This window comes from Stenotrophomonas sp. Iso1, assembly GCF_027497995.1.
Classification (GTDB): Bacteria; Pseudomonadota; Gammaproteobacteria; order Xanthomonadales; family Xanthomonadaceae; genus Stenotrophomonas.
In genome coordinates this window covers 1179564-1195926 of the sequence record NZ_JAODBT010000001.1, presented here as the reverse complement: position 1 = coordinate 1195926, position 16363 = coordinate 1179564, and the positions used below count along the sequence as shown (strand labels likewise).

Annotated in this window: 18 protein-coding genes; 11 read left to right on the top strand and 7 right to left on the bottom strand. The window is 63.3% G+C overall.

Translation table 11 applies throughout. The features are described from left to right. The first annotated feature begins 15 nt into the window (after nucleotides 1–15). Nucleotides 16–1422 (top strand): GntP family permease, encoded by a 1407-nt coding sequence (locus PAN08_RS05155; RefSeq protein WP_269790418.1) that lies wholly within the window; start codon nucleotides 16–18, stop codon nucleotides 1420–1422. 537 nt (nucleotides 1423–1959) lie between these two features. On the opposite strand, the gene PAN08_RS05150 is transcribed toward PAN08_RS05155, so the two are convergent. After that, nucleotides 1960–2292, bottom strand: coding sequence for a helix-hairpin-helix domain-containing protein (locus tag PAN08_RS05150; protein ID WP_269790417.1), 333 nt, complete (start codon nucleotides 2290–2292; stop codon nucleotides 1960–1962). 208 nt (nucleotides 2293–2500) lie between these two features. On the opposite strand from PAN08_RS05150, the gene PAN08_RS05145 reads away from it, so the two are divergent. From PAN08_RS05145 to murU, 4 genes are all read left to right on the top strand, one after another. Then, the gene (locus PAN08_RS05145; RefSeq protein ID WP_269790416.1) at nucleotides 2501–3994 is read left to right on the top strand and encodes a M20 family metallopeptidase; all 1494 of its coding nucleotides are present in this window, start codon (nucleotides 2501–2503) and stop codon (nucleotides 3992–3994) included. Between the two features lie 121 nt (nucleotides 3995–4115). Continuing rightward, on the top strand, nucleotides 4116–4388 hold the full coding sequence (locus tag PAN08_RS05140) for a GlsB/YeaQ/YmgE family stress response membrane protein (protein ID WP_269790415.1): 273 nt from the start codon (nucleotides 4116–4118) through the stop codon (nucleotides 4386–4388). 54 nt (nucleotides 4389–4442) lie between these two features. After that, entirely contained in the window at nucleotides 4443–5453 is a 1011-nt protein-coding gene (locus tag PAN08_RS05135; RefSeq protein WP_269790414.1) for a phosphotransferase, read from the top strand. Further along, nucleotides 5450–6163 carry an N-acetylmuramate alpha-1-phosphate uridylyltransferase MurU gene (gene murU / locus PAN08_RS05130; RefSeq protein ID WP_269790413.1) on the top strand — a complete coding sequence of 238 codons (714 nt, stop codon included), beginning with the start codon at nucleotides 5450–5452 and terminating at the stop codon, nucleotides 6161–6163. Before PAN08_RS05135 ends, murU begins: the two co-directional genes overlap by 4 nt. Before the next feature lie 146 nt (nucleotides 6164–6309). Here murU and hda read toward each other — a convergent pair whose 3' ends face one another. Genes hda through PAN08_RS05115 form a run of 3 tightly spaced genes read right to left on the bottom strand, consistent with a single transcriptional unit; the run spans nucleotide 6310 to nucleotide 9304 of the window. Beyond that, nucleotides 6310–7017 carry a DnaA regulatory inactivator Hda gene (hda, locus tag PAN08_RS05125; RefSeq protein ID WP_269790412.1) on the bottom strand — a complete coding sequence of 236 codons (708 nt, stop codon included), beginning with the start codon at nucleotides 7015–7017 and terminating at the stop codon, nucleotides 6310–6312. Beyond that, nucleotides 7014–8186, bottom strand: coding sequence for an AI-2E family transporter (locus PAN08_RS05120; RefSeq protein ID WP_269790411.1), 1173 nt, complete (start codon nucleotides 8184–8186; stop codon nucleotides 7014–7016). The genes hda and PAN08_RS05120 overlap by 4 nt, the downstream gene beginning before the upstream one ends. Further along, on the bottom strand, nucleotides 8183–9304 hold the full coding sequence (locus tag PAN08_RS05115; protein WP_269790410.1) for a DUF2066 domain-containing protein: 1122 nt from the start codon (nucleotides 9302–9304) through the stop codon (nucleotides 8183–8185). Before PAN08_RS05115 ends, PAN08_RS05120 begins: the two co-directional genes overlap by 4 nt. A gap of 97 nt (nucleotides 9305–9401) precedes the next feature. Here PAN08_RS05115 and purM point away from each other — a divergent pair, with 97 nt between their 5' ends. The 5 genes from purM to PAN08_RS05090 all read left to right on the top strand — a co-directional run bounded on the left by purM (nucleotide 9402) and on the right by PAN08_RS05090 (nucleotide 13269). Beyond that, nucleotides 9402–10460 (top strand): phosphoribosylformylglycinamidine cyclo-ligase, encoded by a 1059-nt coding sequence (gene purM, locus PAN08_RS05110; RefSeq protein WP_269790409.1) that lies wholly within the window; start codon nucleotides 9402–9404, stop codon nucleotides 10458–10460. Between the two features lie 13 nt (nucleotides 10461–10473). Continuing rightward, entirely contained in the window at nucleotides 10474–11085 is a 612-nt protein-coding gene (locus PAN08_RS05105) for a DUF2238 domain-containing protein (protein WP_269790408.1), read from the top strand. After that, a complete protein-coding gene (purN, locus tag PAN08_RS05100) occupies nucleotides 11082–11741 on the top strand; it encodes a phosphoribosylglycinamide formyltransferase (RefSeq protein ID WP_269790407.1) in 660 nt (219 codons plus the stop codon). Before PAN08_RS05105 ends, purN begins: the two co-directional genes overlap by 4 nt. A 62-nt stretch (nucleotides 11742–11803) precedes the next feature. Then, nucleotides 11804–12583, top strand: coding sequence for a DUF3108 domain-containing protein (locus PAN08_RS05095; protein ID WP_269790406.1), 780 nt, complete (start codon nucleotides 11804–11806; stop codon nucleotides 12581–12583). Between the two features lie 2 nt (nucleotides 12584–12585). Next, a complete protein-coding gene (locus tag PAN08_RS05090; protein WP_269790405.1) occupies nucleotides 12586–13269 on the top strand; it encodes a DUF3108 domain-containing protein in 684 nt (227 codons plus the stop codon). 159 nt (nucleotides 13270–13428) lie between these two features. Here the strand turns inward: PAN08_RS05090 and PAN08_RS05085 are convergent, their stop codons facing one another. From PAN08_RS05085 to PAN08_RS05075, 3 genes are read right to left on the bottom strand one after another with little or no spacing between them, the layout of a single operon-like run. Beyond that, nucleotides 13429–13740: an EF-hand domain-containing protein gene (locus tag PAN08_RS05085; RefSeq protein ID WP_269790404.1), complete on the bottom strand. Its 312-nt coding sequence runs from the start codon at nucleotides 13738–13740 to the stop codon at nucleotides 13429–13431. Next, nucleotides 13737–15011 (bottom strand): UDP-N-acetylglucosamine 1-carboxyvinyltransferase, encoded by a 1275-nt coding sequence (murA, locus tag PAN08_RS05080; protein ID WP_269790403.1) that lies wholly within the window; start codon nucleotides 15009–15011, stop codon nucleotides 13737–13739. Before murA ends, PAN08_RS05085 begins: the two co-directional genes overlap by 4 nt. 40 nt (nucleotides 15012–15051) lie before the next feature. Then, a complete protein-coding gene (locus PAN08_RS05075; protein ID WP_269790402.1) occupies nucleotides 15052–15282 on the bottom strand; it encodes a BolA family protein in 231 nt (76 codons plus the stop codon). Between the two features lie 53 nt (nucleotides 15283–15335). Between PAN08_RS05075 and PAN08_RS05070 the strand changes: the two genes are divergently transcribed. Further along, complete coding sequence (locus PAN08_RS05070; RefSeq protein ID WP_269790401.1) at nucleotides 15336–16337, top strand: KpsF/GutQ family sugar-phosphate isomerase; 1002 nt, start codon at nucleotides 15336–15338, stop codon at nucleotides 16335–16337. Nucleotides 16338–16363 lie beyond the last annotated feature (26 nt).

Below are 16363 nucleotides of genomic sequence, written 5' to 3'. Positions count from 1 at the left end.
GGCCGGGAGTCGTGGATGTCGTTTCTGATCGTGCTGGCGGCCCTGTGCTTCCTGATGTTCGTGGCCTATCGCGGCTACAGCGTGATTCTGTTCGCCCCGGTAGCGGCGCTGGGCGCAGTGCTGTTGACCGACCCGACCTTGGTGCAGCCGATGTTCACCGGCTTGTTCATGGACAAGATGGTCGGCTTCCTGAAGCTGTATTTCCCGGTGTTCGTGCTCGGCGCGGTATTCGGCAAGCTGATCGAGATTTCGGGTTTTTCAAAATCCATCGTCAGCGCCACCATCAAGCTGGTCGGCGCCAAGCGCGCGATGTTGTCGATTGTGTTGGTCTGCGCGCTACTCACCTACGGCGGCGTGTCGCTGTTCGTGGTGGTGTTTGCGGTCTATCCCTTCGCGGCCGAGCTGTTCCGTCAAAGCAACATTCCCAAGCGGCTGATTCCCGGCACCATCGCACTGGGCGCCTTCACCTTCACCATGGACGCACTGCCGGGCACGCCGCAGATTCAGAACATCATCCCGTCCTCGTTCTTCGGCACCACCGGCTGGGCTGCGCCGTGGCTGGGCGTGATCGGCACGGTGGTGATCCTGGTGCTGGGCATGAGCTATCTGGAATGGCGCCGCCGCGCGGCCGCCGCCAAGGGCGAGGGCTATGCCGGTATCGGCGAGGAACTGCGCAACGAACCTGAAGTTTTCCACGGCGACAAGCTGGCCCACCCGCTGGTGGCGATCCTGCCACTGCTGCTCGTAGGCGTCGCCAATTTCTTCCTGACCCGCTGGATTCCCGGTTTTTATGGGGAAACCCAATCCTTCGTACCCGCCGTCATCGGCAACCCGGCGCCCGTTGTGCAGGAAGTCTCCAAGATGGCCGCGATCTGGGCTGTGCAGGGCGCGCTGTTGCTCGGCATCCTCAGCGTCATTGCGTTTGCCTGGAAGCCCGTGGTCAGCGCTTTCGCTGAAGGCACCAAGTCGGCCATCGGCGGCGCGATGCTGGCTTCGATGAACACGGCTTCGGAGTACGGCTTCGGCGCGGTCATCGCCGCCCTGCCCGGCTTCCTGGTTGTGGCCAATGCGCTGGGCTCAATCCCCAATCCGCTGGTCAACGAAGCCGTATCGGTCACGGCAATGGCCGGCATCACGGGCTCCGCTTCCGGCGGCATGAGCATCGCGCTGGCCGCGATGGCCGACAGCTTCATCGCCAACGCGCAGGCTGCAGGTATTCCGATGGAAGTGCTGCATCGCGTAGCAGCGATGGCCTCAGGCGGAATGGACACGCTGCCGCACAACGGCGCGGTGATTACCGTGTTGGCCGTCACCGGCCTCACCCATCGCCAGTCCTACAAGGACATTTTCGCAATCACCATCATCAAGACCCTGGCAGTATTCGCAATCATTGGCGTGTACTACGCAACCGGCCTGGTGTGATCCCTGGCCAAGCCGGACCGGCTCGTATCTGACCCGGTCTGATTGAGGCGGATCAGGGCTGATCAAAGTCGGCTTGGTCGGACCGAGGCTGGTCAGGACTGCTTCCGTCCTGCATTGCCCCGCATTGCCCATGATCTGCCTTGATCTGGCCTGCCTTGATCTGACCGCAACCTGATCTGATCTGATGTGTTCTGACCCCAGGCTTATCACCAGCCTGGTCACTTGGCAGCTCAGGCCAATACAACGGAAGGCAGCCGCAGACAGAGCCCCTCATAACGCGATCCGTATCCAGCTCCCGCTCCCAGATTTGCATCTTGAAGCCCACGCCGGCCCCAGACGCAAAAAGGCCCGGGTTTCCCCGGGCCTTTTGCTGTCCCCACACATGGGAGACAAAAAATCACCCGCCAGCACATCAATGTGCGGGCGGGTGACCGTACCTCCTTGTTGGCATCCTGCCTGTCCCCCAGCATCCTGCTCTTGTTGGGTTCCTTGTGTGCTCTGCCATCCTGGCGCCGCACAATTCTCGATTCCTTCCGCTCAGCGCCTTTCGATCGGCTTGGCCGCCACCGTCCCGGCGGCGCTCTTGGCGGGGGCTGATCCTGCCCTCACTTCGATATGGTCTCGATTCCGTTCGACCGTGTTCAATCCGATTCCTTTCACCAGTGCCAGTTCCTCGACACTCTTGAATGGCCCGTTTGCTTGTCGGTGATCAACGATTGCTTGTGCCTTCGAGGGTCCGACATTCACCATCACCCGATCCAGATCCGCCGCAGAGGCGGTGTTGATATCGACCTTGTCCGTGGCATACGCCGAAACGGTCAACACCAACGCCAGAACCAATGACTTCAGCGTCACGGTGAAAAACTTCATCTAGCTTCCTTGTGACTTGGACTGTGTTGAGCCAGCTTCCTCGCTGGCCAAACCAGTGTTCCGCGCCACATGAATCCAGACTATCCGTCACACATCGCTCACACAGCCAGCAAACACCCCTACCCTTTGTAGGGAAATCCCTACAAGGATCGTTTCCGAGGGGAGCGGCGTAGAATGGCTGCACCTGACATTGCTACCGGAGATCCAGATGGACAGCGCCAAGATCGGCCAATTTCTCAGCGACAAGTGGGACAAGGACATCGTTCCGCAACTGGTCGATTACATCCGTATCCCCAACAAATCGCCGATGTTCGACGCCAACTGGGTCGCAAACGGCTATATGGATCAGGCCGTCAGCCTGATGGAAAACTGGGCTAAGGCGCAGAACATCCCCGGCCTGCTGGTTGATGTGGTCCGCTTGGAAGGCCGCACTCCGCTGATTTTTCTGGAAATCCCGGCTACCGGCCCGGAAACCGGCTCCGACACCGTGCTGCTCTACGGTCACTTGGACAAACAACCAGAAATGACCGGCTGGGACGACGACCTGGGTCCGTGGATTCCGGTGCTGCGCGACGAGAAGCTGTACGGCCGCGGTGGCGCCGATGACGGCTATGCGATCTTCGGCTCGCTGGCTGCGGTGCTGGCACTGCAGGAACAAGGCCTGCCCCACGCCCGCTGCGTCATCCTGATCGAAGCCTGCGAAGAATCCGGCTCCTACGATCTGCCTGCCTACGTTGACCACCTGGCCGACCGCATCGGCAAGCCATCGCTGGTGGTGTGCCTGGATTCGGGCTGCGCCAACTACGACCAGCTGTGGTGCACCACCTCGCTGCGCGGCCTGACCGGCGGCAACTTCACCGTCAAGGTGCTCAACGAAGGCGTGCACTCCGGTGATGCCTCCGGCGTGGTGCCGTCCAGCTTCCGCTTGCTGCGCCAGCTGCTGTCGCGCATCGAGGACCAGGACACCGGCCGCATTCTGATCGACGGCATGAACGTGGAAATCCCGGCCGAGCGCCTGGACCAGGCCAAGCGTGCTGCCGAAGTGGTCGATACCGCCATCTTCGACAAGTTCCCGCTGGTGGACGGCCTGCAGCCGATGAACGAAGACCTGACCGAACTGGTGCTCAACCGCACGTGGCGACCGGCGCTGTCAGTGACCGGAATCGGTGGCATGCCGACGCTGGAATCGGCCGGCAATGTGCTGCGCCCGGAAACCTCAGTAAAGCTATCGCTGCGCCTGCCGCCCACCGCCAATGGCAAGGCCTGCGGCGAGCTGCTCAAAGAGGCGCTGCTGCGTGATCCGCCGAACGGCGCCCACGTCAGCCTGGATCTGGAAAAGGCTTCCACGGGCTGGAACGCGCCGGCCATGGCGTCGTGGCTGGAACAGTCCATCGACGATGCCAGCCAGGCGTTCTTCGGCAAGCCGGCCATGTACATGGGCGAAGGCGGCTCGATCCCGTTCATGGGCATGCTCGGCGAGAAGTTCCCGGGTGCGCAGTTCATGATCACCGGCGTGCTCGGCCCGCACTCCAATGCGCACGGTCCGAACGAGTTCCTGCACATCCCGATGGGCAAGCGCGTTACCGCTTGCGTGTCCAAGGTGCTGTTCGACCATCACGCCGCCAGCCTGCGCGGCGAGACCAGCGGCTCGCCGGTGGCCGCTGACAGTGGCACCCGCCACGGTGACCACGGCTGCTGCTGATCGCCCGGCCCGCGATTCCGCCGCCATCTGCGGCGGACCGCGATCCAACGATCATGCGCCTTTGATGACGGACGCAGCCTGGCCTTGCTAGGCTGCGTCTTTCTTTATGGTGGACGGACACATGAGCGGACTGTTTGGCAGCGACAGCTGGCTGTACATCATCCTGATCGGTTTCTTCGTCGGCCTGCTGGGCCGGTTTTTCATGCCCGGCAACAACCGCATGGGCTGCCTGTTGACCATCGTGCTGGGTGTTGCCGGCGCAGTGTTCGCGGGCTGGTTCGGGCGTGAGATGGGCTGGTATTCGGCAGGCGAACCGGCAGGCTTCATTGGCTCCATCGTCGGAGCGGTCGTCATCCTCGGCCTGCTGCGACTGGTCAGCGGCGGCAAGCGCTGAGCCCTTCCTTCTTTTTTCTGTGCGCCTTGCGGCGCGGTTTTGACGTACCCGTCCATGAATGATCCTGCTTCCGATCCGCTACGCGCCGAACAACGCCGTCAATGGGCTTGCAACGCGCTTGGCGATGCCGCCGCCCAGCTGGATCGTGCGTCCATTGACGCAGGATTCCGCAGTTACTGGCGTACCACCAGCACGCGCGGCAGCCACATCGTCATGGACTCCCCGCCCGGGCTCGAGGATGTGGCGCCGTGGCTGCGCATGCACGACCTGCTTGAACCCAATGGCGTACGCGTACCGCAGGTGCTGGCGCGCGATCTCGACAATGGGTTTCTGCTGTTGGAAGACCTCGGCGGCCCTACCCTGGCCCGTCATATCAACGATGACAACGCCGATGATTGGTTCGACGCAGCGTTCGCGCAGCTCATCCAACTGCAGTCAATTCCAATTCCCGAGGGCATGGGTGCGTTTGGTGAGGCACTGCTTCAACGCGATGCGGGTTTGTTCGACGAATGGTTCCTGCAGCATCACCTTGGCTTGACGCTGGATTGCGACGAAGTCGAAGGCTTGCAGCTGGTGCAGCGGCGGCTGATGGACAACGCACTCAATCAACCGCAAGTACTCACCCACCGCGATTTCATGCCGCGCAATCTGATGCCGGTTGAAGGTGGCCCGGCCGTTCTGGATTTCCAGGATCTGGTGCGCGGCCCGATTGCCTACGACCCGGTGAGCCTGTTCAAGGATGCATTCCTGAGTTGGCCACTGGAACGCGTGGATGCATGGCTTGCGCGCTATCACGCTCAGGCACTCGCCGCTGGCTTGCCGGTACGGCCGTGGTCACAGTTCCTGCGCGATGCCGACTGGATGGGCGTACAGCGTCACCTCAAGATTTTGGGCATCTTCGTGCGGCTGCGTGATCGCGATGGCAAGGGCCATTATTTCGCGGATGCGCCGCGCTTCATTCGCTACCTGGATGAAGTACTGCCGCGTCATCCCGAGCTGGCGCCGCTACTTGAGTTGCTTGAACACCGCATCAAACCGGCGATGGCGACGAAGGCCGCCGCATGAAAGCATTGATCTTCGCAGCAGGCCTGGGCGAGCGCATGCGGCCGCTTACCGATCACACGCCCAAGCCGCTGCTGCCCGTTGCAGGCAAGCCGTTGATCGAATGGCACCTGCAGCGTCTGGCTGCGCACGGCGTCCGCGAGGTGGTGATCAACACCAGCTGGCTGGCCGAGCAGTTTCCGCAGCAATTGAGCGATGGCAGCCGATGGGGGGTGCGCCTGCACTTCATCCACGAAGGGCCGGTACCACTGGAAACTGGCGGCGGCATGTTCAATGCGCTATCGCTGCTGGGCGATGCACCATTCATCGCAGTCAATGGCGACATCTGGAGCGATTTCGATTTTGCCCAGCTCCCCGCTCTGCCTACTGGCCAAGCGCACCTGGTGATGGTGAACAACCCGGAACATCATCCGCGTGGCGACTTCATTCTTGACCGTGATGGCCAGCTGCACGACGACGGCGATGCCCCACGCCTGACGTTCTCCGGCATCGGCGTTTATCACCCTGCGTTGTTACAGGGCTGGCAAGCCGTGATCGGCGAGGCCGACGGCAGCGCGCAGACGCCGCCGCGCTTCAAGCTGGCGCCGCTGCTGCGCGCAGCAATGACGCGTAATGCGGTCAGTGCCCAGCATCACGCCGGGCGCTGGACGGATGTAGGCACACCGCAGCGGTTGCAGCAGTTGGATGCGCAACTGCGTGAAATGGGAAGCTGATCGGTACTCGCAGGCTGGGAGGCAGCAAAACGCAATTCCGGTATTGCCAGCCACAGAAATTCATCGCAACTGCGATGTCATACCGACCCACGTCCACCACGCAGCTTAAGAACCAGCCTGGAAAAACCCGCAGCTCCCGCGGTAGCTCAGCCGCCGAGTTCGCCGCTTTCCAGCACGCGCTTGAGGAACGGCACCGTGATGCGCCGCTTGGCGGCCAGCGATTCGCGGTCCAACCGTTCCAGCAACGCTACCAATCCACTTAGATCGCGCCCGGTACGGGTCAGCAACCAATCCAGCGTCACCTCGTCCATCACCAGCCCACGACGCACGGCGCGTTCGCGCAATACCGCGCCACGGCCTTCATCGTCGAGCGGATCCAGCATGATCCGGCCGCATTGCGATAGCCGCGAACGCAGGTCCGGCAGCACCAGACCGAGTGCGTCGGGTGTGCAGCGCGCGGTGTAAAGCAAGGTCACATCGGCCGCTCGCGCGCGGTTGTGGAATTCAAACAGTGTGACTTCCTGCTCGCGGCGCCCGGCGACGTATTCCAGCCCGTCCAGCGCGACCATGTCATGGCCTTCCAGCGCTTCGAGCGCTTCGCTCAGACGCGCGCCAGCGGCCTGCAGCGGCAGATACGCCGGCCTGCGACCGGCCTGCAACGCAGCCGCACAGGTGGCAAGCGACAAGTGTGTTTTGCCGGTGCCGCCAGCACCGGCAAGGAATATCCAATCATGGCTGCTACCAACAGCGAGCGCGCGCAACTGGGCCAGCGCGCCGTCCGGCGCGCCGATGAAGGTTTCAAATCGTTGGTCTGGCGGATAACGCAAGGCCAAGGGCAACTGCGGCACACTCACTTCGGTTCAACGTCCTTCAATACAATCGCCATGTTTGCGGGTGGCTCGCTTCGCGCATCCAGCACGATCGTCGGCCCATGGCCCGCATACAACTCACTCTGGCGATAACGCTCGTGCGCATAACGCAGCAGCACGTTGATCACCGCTGCTGCCGGCAATGCCAGCAACATTCCCAGAAAACCAAACAACTGGCCGCCCGCCATCACCGCAAAGATCACCGCTACCGGGTGCAGCCCGATTTTGTCACCGACGATGCGTGGGGTGAGCACGTAGCTCTCCAGCAACTGTCCCACGGTGAACACCACGCCAACCAGTACCAGCAATTTCAGATCGAAACCCTGTGACTGCACCAGCGCCGCCAACACCGCCAACACCACACCGGTAGTTGCGCCCAGGTACGGAATGAAGCTGATCAGGCCGGCAATCAAACCGATCAACAAGCCCAGGTTGAGGCCCACCATCGTCAGGCCTGCGGCGTAGACCATGCCCAGCGCGATCATCACCACGATCTGGCCGCGAATGAAGGCGCCGAGTACATCGTTGGATTCACGCGCCAGCCGCGACACGGTGGTGATGTGGTTGCGCGGAATCATCGCTGCCACACGCTCAACCAGCTTGTCCCAGTCGCGCAGGAAGTAGTACGCCAGGATCGGCAACAGCGCCAGGTTGACCACCCAGCCGACCATCGCAAAGCCCGAGCGCGACACGTAACCGAAGAACGTGGTGGCCACGCCGCCAGCCTGCTGCCAATGGCTACGCACCCAATCGATCAGGCGCTCCGGCTCCAGCCAGCTCATCAACTCAAACCCGCTTTTCTGTTCGATCCACGGAATCGCCGTGTCCAGCAGCCACTGCTGCGCCTGCGGCAGCGCGGCCACCAGCGTGGTGATCTGGCGCTCGATCATCGGCACCAGAATCAACAGCGCCAGCGTCAGCAGCAGCGACATCAGTACAAATACCAGCACCACGGCCGTATTGCGCGAACGGCCACGTGCTTCCAGCCAATCCACCACCGGATCGCCCAGCCACGCCAGCATCAACGCCACCACGAACGGCGTCAGGATCGGCGCCAGCAGCCATGTGACCCACATACCAAATGCCGCCGCCACCACCCATTTCAGGCGGCGCAGGAACAGGGTAATTTCCGTCTCCGCAGCCACGCCGCTCATCGGATGCGGTACTCGGCGCGCTTGCTCTCAACTATTTCGGTAGTGGCGTCACCTTCGACCGCCCCGACCGGCTGCAGCGCGCTGTTCTGGCCGAGCATGCGGTTCAGGCCCGGCAGGCCGCTCATCAATTCCACGTCCAGCTCCAGGCGATCCGCCGTGGCCTGCACCGGCACCATCGACTTCACCACCGGGTTGCTCTGCAGGGCCGAGGCCAGGCGCAGATAGTCGTCGGCACTGTTGATGCCGCTCACCACAATGCGATACGTGCCAGCCGCGCCGCTGACTGGCACCTTGGCGTAACGGCGCACCAGCGCATCGGCAGCCCCATCGGCACCGGCCGCCATCGCACGGCGTGCGTCACCATCCTGGGTGGTCCACTTGGACAGCTCGCGGCCATTATCGACAAACACCCAATCCGCCTGCCAGCCACCGGCCTTGCCGCGGTAGAGCTTGCCGACCAGTTGCATCGGCGGCGAATAACGGGCCGAGGTGCGGGCGACGGCGGCGGTGTCCAGACGCCAGATTGCGCCGGCCATCGCCTGCTCGGCAGCACCGCCAGAAGGCAGGCCCAGGCGGAAACCGCGCTCGATGGCCCGGTCCAGCAAGGGGCGCGCGGCATTGGACTGTTGCACGCTGACCAGACGCGGGCCGCTGCCATCGTCGATGGCCAACCACACCACCGGCTTGGGCCGCGGCTGCGGCCAGACCGGCAGGCCCAGCGCGGCGGCCAGGCCATCCACATCGTCCTGGCGGAAGCGCGCGACCAGCACGGTCCGGTAGCTCGGCGCGCCACTGGCGGCCACGCTCTGGTCCTGGCGGTAGTCATAGCCGGCCACCATGTCCTTGGCCCCGCGCAGTGCCTGCGCCACGCCGGGACGGCCCACCGCGCTGCGGTCGCCGGACAGCTTGCCCAGCACCGTACCCAGCGCGCGCGCCAGGGCGCCGGGGCGATCGGCATCGCTCTGGCTGTTGACGGGCACTTCCGCCTCGTAGGTACCACTGGCGCTGGCGACATCGCCTTCGGTGCGCACGCCGGACTGCGCCTGTGCCAGAGAAACAGGCATGCAGAGCGCCAAAAACAGGATTGTGGCCAGGCTGCGACGCATTGAAAATTCCATTACTCGGTGGTTCCAGAGGGAATTGTTGCCCGAATGGGGCCTTCGCGCCAACGTGGCCTGTTAAAATGCCGCGTTCACCCCGCCAGTGCAGCCGCCCGTGACCAGCTCCCCGACCTCTGCGAACTCTCCCCTGACCTATCGTGACGCCGGTGTCGACATCGACGCGGGCAACGAACTGGTCGAGCGTATCAAGCCGCTGGTAAAGCGCAGCTTCCGTCCTGAAGTCATGGGCGGGCTGGGTGGCTTCGGCGCTTTGTTCGACCTCTCCAACAAGTACCGCGAGCCGGTCCTGGTGTCTGGCACCGATGGCGTGGGCACCAAACTGAAGCTTGCACAACAGCTGGGCCGCCACGACACCATCGGCATCGATCTGGTCGCCATGTGCGTCAACGACGTCCTGGTGCAGGGCGCCGAGCCACTGTTCTTCCTGGATTATTTCGCCACTGGCAAGCTCGACATCGACACCGCTGCGGCCGTGGTCGGTGGCATTGCCAACGGCTGCACCGAGGCCGGTTGCGCGCTGATCGGTGGTGAAACCGCCGAAATGCCCGACATGTATGCCCCGGGCGAATACGACCTGGCTGGCTTTACCGTTGCCGGCGTGGAAAAGAGCGAGCTGAAGGACGGTTCCGCCGTGCAACAGGGCGACGTACTGATCGGCATCGCCTCCTCCGGCCCGCATTCCAATGGTTATTCGCTGGTGCGTCGCATCTATGAGCGCGCCGGTAGCCCGGTCGATCTGGTGCTGGAAGACGGCGTGAAGCTGGTGGACGCGCTGATGGCGCCGACCCGACTGTACGTCAAGCCGATCCTGTCGCTGCTCAAGTCACACGGTGCCTCTGTGCACGGCATGGCCCATATCACCGGCGGTGGCTTGACCGAGAACATCATCCGCGTGGTGCCCGACGGCCTGGGTCTAAACATCGACGCCAAGAGCTGGACGCTGCCGCTGGTGTTCCAGTGGTTGCAACGCGAAGGCAGCGTTGCCGACAGCGAAATGTGGCGCACCTTCAACTGCGGCATTGGCTTTGTGCTGCTGGTACCGGCCGACCAGGTCGCCACCATCAACACCGCGCTGGATGCCCTGCAGCTGGCGCATTGGCAGATCGGTGAAGTGGTGCCGGCTGCGGGTGACGAACGCGTCCACATCGGCTGAGTGCTCCCGACCCATGTCGACCGTGAAGAAGGCCGCCTTCATCGGCGTGCTTGCCGTGTTCCTGGCCACATGGATCAAACCCCTGTGGCCGCTTGAACAATCGCTGCACAGCTCGCTGACTGTAATCGGCCTGGCCGCACTGTGGTGGGTGGACCGTCGCTGGCGGCTGGGTAACGGCGCCTTTGCCGCCATCTGCGGCTTTATCGCCATCCACTGCATCGCGGCGCGCTGGCTATATTCCAATGTTCCCTATGACGCTTGGCTACAAGCCACCGTCGGCTGGTCGCCGGATGCGGCCTTCGGCTGGGAGCGCAACCACTTCGATCGGTTGATCCACCTCCTGTACGGCGCCTGCTTCACCCCTGCGCTCACCCAGCTGACGCGACACACTTGGCCGGCGCTGCGCATCGGCCACGCCTTCATCCTGGCGGTGATGGTGATCATGTGTTCCAGCCTGGTTTACGAATGGTTCGAGTGGGGCATCGCGCTACTGCTCTCGCCGGATGCGGCCGAAGCCTACAACGGGCAGCAGGGTGATATGTGGGATGCGCATGCCGACATGCTGCTGGCCACGCTGGGCAGCCTGTTGGTGTGGCCACTGGCACGCAGGGTCGCCACACGATGACCGCCCCTGCACGCATAGCGGTACTGGCCTCCGGGCGCGGCAGCAACCTGCAATGCCTGCTGGATGGCATCACTAGCGGCCAGCTCAACGCCGACATCGTCGGCGTGTTTTCGGACAAGCCCGCTGCAGCCGCATTGGACAAAGTACCGACAGCACTGCGTTGGGCACGTTCACCCAAGGACTTCGACAGCCGCGATGCCTTTGACGCGGCATTGGCCGAGGCAGTGGCCGCCTGCACGCCGGACTGGATCATCTGCGCCGGCTACATGCGCATCCTCGGTACCGGCTTCGTCCAACGCTTCAGCGGCCGTCTGGTCAACATCCATCCCTCGCTGCTACCGCTGCACAAGGGCCTGCACACGCATGCGCGCGCCCTTGAAGCCGGCCATGCCGAACACGGCGCCAGCGTGCACTTCGTGGTGCCCGAGCTGGATGCCGGCGCGGTCATCGCCCAGGCGCGTGTGCCCGTGCTGCCAAGCGATACCGCCGAAACACTGGCGCAGCGCGTGCTGGGCATCGAACACCCGTTACTGCTGGCGAGCGTGCAGTTGCTGGTTTCGGGGCGCGTAGCTGAACAGGAGGGCACGATCCGGCTGGATGGTCAGTCCCTGCTCAGCCCGCTGCGCCTAGATTCCGCCGGAACGCTGAGCGGCTGACCAACATCCGCCGCTAACCTGCGTGCTGGCATGATCCCCCTTCCCTTCAGTCACCCTCACGCATGACTTACGCGCCTTTCAAATTGCTGGTGCTGACCACCCTGCTGACAACGGCAGGCACCCATGCACAGGAAACCGTCGCACCGGCGCCCACGCCCCCCATTCCTTTGCCGGCAATGGAATGGACCCCGCCCGCCCTGGAGCCCTTCGTCGCCACCTATGAGGCCTCCTACAAGGGCAAGCTGGCCGGCGATGCCACCATGCGCGTGGTCCACAACGACGGGATGCAATGGCGGGTGGATATGGCGGTGCGTGGCAAGCATGGCTTTGCCAGCGTGCTGGGGCTGAACATCGAGCAAAGCACGGTGTTCAACAACGAAGGCAACGTTTACACGCCGCTGAGCCAGAGCACGGTCAAAAAAGCCCTGTTCATGGGCAAGAAGGTTACCGGCACCTACAACTGGCAGGCCGGCACCGCCCAATGGCAGGGCGACCTGAAGAAAGAACGACGGCAGCCCATCCCGCTGCAGCGCGGCGACCAGAGCGCCCTGCTGCTTAACCTGTCGCTGATGCGCGACGCCCGCCCCGGCCAGTCCATGACCTACCGTTATGTGGACGTGGGCCGCGTACGTCAGTACGAATACCGCGCCGCCGATGCCACCGAAAACGTCCAGGTCGGCGATATCAGTTACAACGCCCTGCGCGTGCACCGGGTCAATGGCGGCAATGACGAAACGATCCTGTGGATCGCAAACGGTGTACCCACGCCGGTGCGCATCCTGCAACGCAAAGATGGCGAGGACGAAATCGACCTGCGTCTGATGGAATACCAAGGAGCCTGAGCATGAAACATTTCTTCTCCCCCCTTCGCCTTTTCACCGCCGCCGCATTGGCCCTGGCCAGTCTGCCGGCACTGGCGCTGCAACCGTTCACCGCCAACTACCAGGCCAGCTACATGGGCATGCAGGCCAATGGCGTGATGACGCTGGCCAGCGAAGGCAATGACCGTTGGCGCTATAGCATGCAGATCAAGAACCCGATGGCTGACCTGAGCCAGAGCACGGTGTTCGACGAGCACGAAGGCCTGCTGCGCCCGCTCAGCAGCCATGACCGCTCCGTGCTGCTGATCAAGCGCAAGCAGGTGGACGCGCGTTATGACTGGACCAGCAACCAGGCCACCTGGACCGGCGATGTAAAAGCCGACCGCAGTGGCCCGATCCGCCTGCGCAGCGGCGATCTGGATGCCCTGCTGCTTAACCTCGCCATCGCCCGCGACGTTACCGCTGGCAAGCCACTGACGTATCGCATGGTCGACGACGGCCGCATCAAGCCGATGACCTACCGCGTAATCGGCAAAGAGAACGTCACCGTTGCCGGCAAGACTGAAGAGGCCACCAAGGTTTCGCGTGTTGACGGCAGCAAGGAACAGATCGCCTGGATCGTGCCCGGCATGCCGGTTCCGGCCCGCCTGCTGCAGCGTGAAAATGGCCAGGACGCGTTGGACCTGACCCTGAAGTCGCTCAACTAATAGGCGCACGCTGTAGAACGCAGTCATGCTGCGCTGGAGCGTTGCCGATGCATTACCGATGAAGCCCCTGCCGAGCGTGGCTCAGCATTACAAAGCAACCTCTGCAGCAACAAAAAGCCCGGCAATCGCCGGGCTTTTTGTTGGGCTCGGAGCGAAGGATTACTTCGCCTCGGCCTCTTTCTTGAACACGGTCTTGCAGTCGCGTCGGAATTCTTCACCGCTGCTGCGCCAGACGAAGCTGCGGCACTGACGGTTGCCTTCTTCGATATCCTTCACCTTTACCGCATAAAACGCCTGGAACAGTTCTTCGCGACTGACCTGGCCGTCACCATCCCAGTCCATCTGCTCTTTTTCCACGCCGTGAGTGATCGCCACGCCGCTGTACCAGCCCCAGCCCAACCAGGCCAAGGCCAGCAACACCAGCACCAGCAGCGCTTTACGACGCGGGGTGAAACGGCCCTTGAGAATCATGCTTCGCGCCGGATGCTGGCACCGAGCGCACTGAGCTTCTCTTCAATGTTCTCGTAGCCACGGTCAAGGTGATAGATGCGGTCGATGATGGTGTCGCCTTCAGCCACCAGCCCGGCCAGGATCAGCGACGCCGAAGCGCGCAGGTCTGTGGCCATCACCGGTGCACCGGTCAGGCGGTCGCTGCCACGGCAGATCGCCGTGCGGCCTTCGATCTGCACGTCCGCGCCCAGGCGCTGCAGCTCCTGCACATGCATGAAGCGGTTCTCGAAGATGGTCTCGTTGATCACGCCCACGCCGTCAGCCACACAATTCAACGCCATGAACTGCGCCTGCATGTCGGTGGGGAATGCCGGGTATGGCGCGGTGGTCAGATTGACCGCCTTGGGCCGCTTGCCCTGCATGTCCACGGTGATGGTGTCTTCGGTGGTTTCAACCAGCGCACCGGCTTCAGCCAGCTTGGCCAGCACCGCATCCATCGTGTCCGGACGTGCGTTGCGTGCCACGACGCGACCGCCGGTCATCGCCGCTGCCACCAGGAAGGTGCCGGTTTCGATGCGATCAGCCAGCACCGCGTGGCGGCCACCGCTCAAGCGCTCGACGCCCTCGATCACCAGACGCGCAGTACCGATGCCTTCAATCTTGGCGCCGAGCGCGATCAGGCAATGCGCCAGGTCCGAAACTTCCGGCTCCATCGCGGCGTTGTCGAGGATGGTGGTGCCGTCAGCCAATACAGCCGCCATCAGCACGTTCTCGGTGCCGGTGACGCTCACCATGTCAAAGGTGAAATGACCGCCCTTCAGACGACCGTCGACATGCGCCTTGATGAAGCCGTTTTCGACGTTGATGTGCGCACCCAACGCCTGCAGGCCCTTGATGTGCTGGTCCACCGGGCGCGATCCGATCGCGCAACCGCCGGGCAGCGACACTTCGGCCTGACCGTACTTGGCCAGCAACGGGCCCAGCACCAGGATCGAAGCGCGCATGGTCCTGACCAGCTCGTACGGCGCAACATGCTGGTTGACGCTGCGCGGGTCCACCACGATGGCGCTGCCACGGGACAAGGTGCCCTGGTCGATGGTGACCTTGGCGCCCAGCTCACCGAGCAGCTTCACGGTGGTGATCACGTCGTGCAGGTGCGGCACGTTGGTGATTTCCACCGGCGCATCGGCCAGCAAGGTGGCGCACAGGATCGGCAGGACGGCGTTCTTGGCGCCGGAGATATACACCTCACCGTTCAGCGTTTTGCCGCCGGTGACTACAATTTTTGCCATGGATGAAGGCCGGATATAAGGGAAAATGAGGTGCGCCGGCTCAGCCAGCTTCACCCGGAGTAACGGTTTTCAGCGCCAGCGCGTGGATCGCGCCGCCCATCAGGTCGCCCAGCGTCGCATAGACCATACGGTGGCGAGCCAACGGCATCTTGCCGGCAAACGCATCGCAAACGACCGTCGCCTCGAAATGCACACCGTCTTCACCCTGCACGTCGGCGCGGGCACCGGGCAGGCCGGTTTCGATCAGATTTCGAATGGTTTCGGCGTCCAAAGCGCTTTCCTAATAAAATGAACGCCCATTCTACTATTCCGAGTGGCGCCCGCATGGCTGCTTCTTCGCTTTCCCTGGATACGCTGCGTGATGCCGAGCTGGTATCCAGTGGCCGTCGCGTGTTCCAGATCGAGTCCACCGAGCTGGACCGGGTGGGCAACCGCATCGGCGCCGAGTTCGCTGCCGCCTGCCGCCTGGTGCTGGCTTCACGCGGCCGCGTGGTGACCACCGGCATGGGCAAATCCGGCCATGTGGCGCGCAAGATCGCCGCGACCCTGGCGTCCACCGGGACCCCGTCGTTCTATGTGCACCCGGGTGAAGCCGGCCATGGCGACCTGGGCATGATCACCGAGGACGACGTGGTTTTGGCGCTGTCCTATTCCGGCGAGTCCGACGAGGTTCTGATGCTGCTGCCGGTGTTCAAGCGCCAGGGCAACCTGCTGATCTCGATGACCGGCAAGCCGGAATCCAGCCTGGCCAAGGCCGCCGACGTGCACCTGGACGTGAACGTCGACCACGAAGCCTGCCCGCTGGCACTGGCTCCCACCTCCAGCACCACCGCCTCGCTGGCGATGGGCGACGCGCTGGCCGTGGCCTTGCTCGATGCGCGCGGTTTCACCGCCGACGACTTTGCCCGTTCACATCCGGCCGGCAGCCTTGGCCGCCGCTTGCTGCTGCACATCACCGACGTGATGCATGGCGGCGACGACCTGCCCACCGTGGGCGAAGATGCCAGCCTCAGCCAGGCACTGATGGAAATGAGCCGCAAGCGGCTGGGCATGACGTCGGTGGTGGATGCCGACGGTCGCCTGGTCGGGCTATTCACCGATGGCGACCTTCGCCGTGCCCTCGACACCGACCTGGACGTCCGCACCGCCGGTATCGCTGAAGTCATGACCCACAACCCGCGCACCATCGGCGCCGACCAATTGGCAGTGGAGGCGGCACGGTTGCTGGAGAAACACCATATCAACGGCCTGATCGTGGTCGATGGCGACAACCGCCCCGTCGGCGCCCTGAACATTCATGACCTGTTGCGGGCAAAAGTGGTCTAAAGCCCGCACAATCACTCTTTCGCCCC

Bases quoted from the DNA above. Each gene is read 5' to 3' on its own strand.
- murA (WP_269790403.1), bottom strand. From the start codon at position 15,011: ATGGCAAAAATTGTAGTCACCGGCGGCAAAACGCTGAACGGTGAGGTG.
- PAN08_RS05155 (WP_269790418.1), top strand. From the start codon at position 16: ATGTCGTTTCTGATCGTGCTGGCGGCCCTGTGCTTCCTGATGTTCGTG.
- PAN08_RS05090 (WP_269790405.1), top strand. From the start codon at position 12,586: ATGAAACATTTCTTCTCCCCCCTTCGCCTTTTCACCGCCGCCGCATTG.
- murU (WP_269790413.1), top strand. From the start codon at position 5,450: ATGAAAGCATTGATCTTCGCAGCAGGCCTGGGCGAGCGCATGCGGCCG.
- PAN08_RS05135 (WP_269790414.1), top strand. From the start codon at position 4,443: ATGAATGATCCTGCTTCCGATCCGCTACGCGCCGAACAACGCCGTCAA.
- PAN08_RS05150 (WP_269790417.1), bottom strand. From the start codon at position 2,292: ATGAAGTTTTTCACCGTGACGCTGAAGTCATTGGTTCTGGCGTTGGTG.
- PAN08_RS05120 (WP_269790411.1), bottom strand. From the start codon at position 8,186: ATGAGCGGCGTGGCTGCGGAGACGGAAATTACCCTGTTCCTGCGCCGC.
- PAN08_RS05095 (WP_269790406.1), top strand. From the start codon at position 11,804: ATGACTTACGCGCCTTTCAAATTGCTGGTGCTGACCACCCTGCTGACA.
- PAN08_RS05115 (WP_269790410.1), bottom strand. From the start codon at position 9,304: ATGGAATTTTCAATGCGTCGCAGCCTGGCCACAATCCTGTTTTTGGCG.
- PAN08_RS05105 (WP_269790408.1), top strand. From the start codon at position 10,474: ATGTCGACCGTGAAGAAGGCCGCCTTCATCGGCGTGCTTGCCGTGTTC.
- PAN08_RS05140 (WP_269790415.1), top strand. From the start codon at position 4,116: ATGAGCGGACTGTTTGGCAGCGACAGCTGGCTGTACATCATCCTGATC.
- purN (WP_269790407.1), top strand. From the start codon at position 11,082: ATGACCGCCCCTGCACGCATAGCGGTACTGGCCTCCGGGCGCGGCAGC.
- PAN08_RS05145 (WP_269790416.1), top strand. From the start codon at position 2,501: ATGGACAGCGCCAAGATCGGCCAATTTCTCAGCGACAAGTGGGACAAG.
- PAN08_RS05085 (WP_269790404.1), bottom strand. From the start codon at position 13,740: ATGATTCTCAAGGGCCGTTTCACCCCGCGTCGTAAAGCGCTGCTGGTG.
- PAN08_RS05070 (WP_269790401.1), top strand. From the start codon at position 15,336: ATGGCTGCTTCTTCGCTTTCCCTGGATACGCTGCGTGATGCCGAGCTG.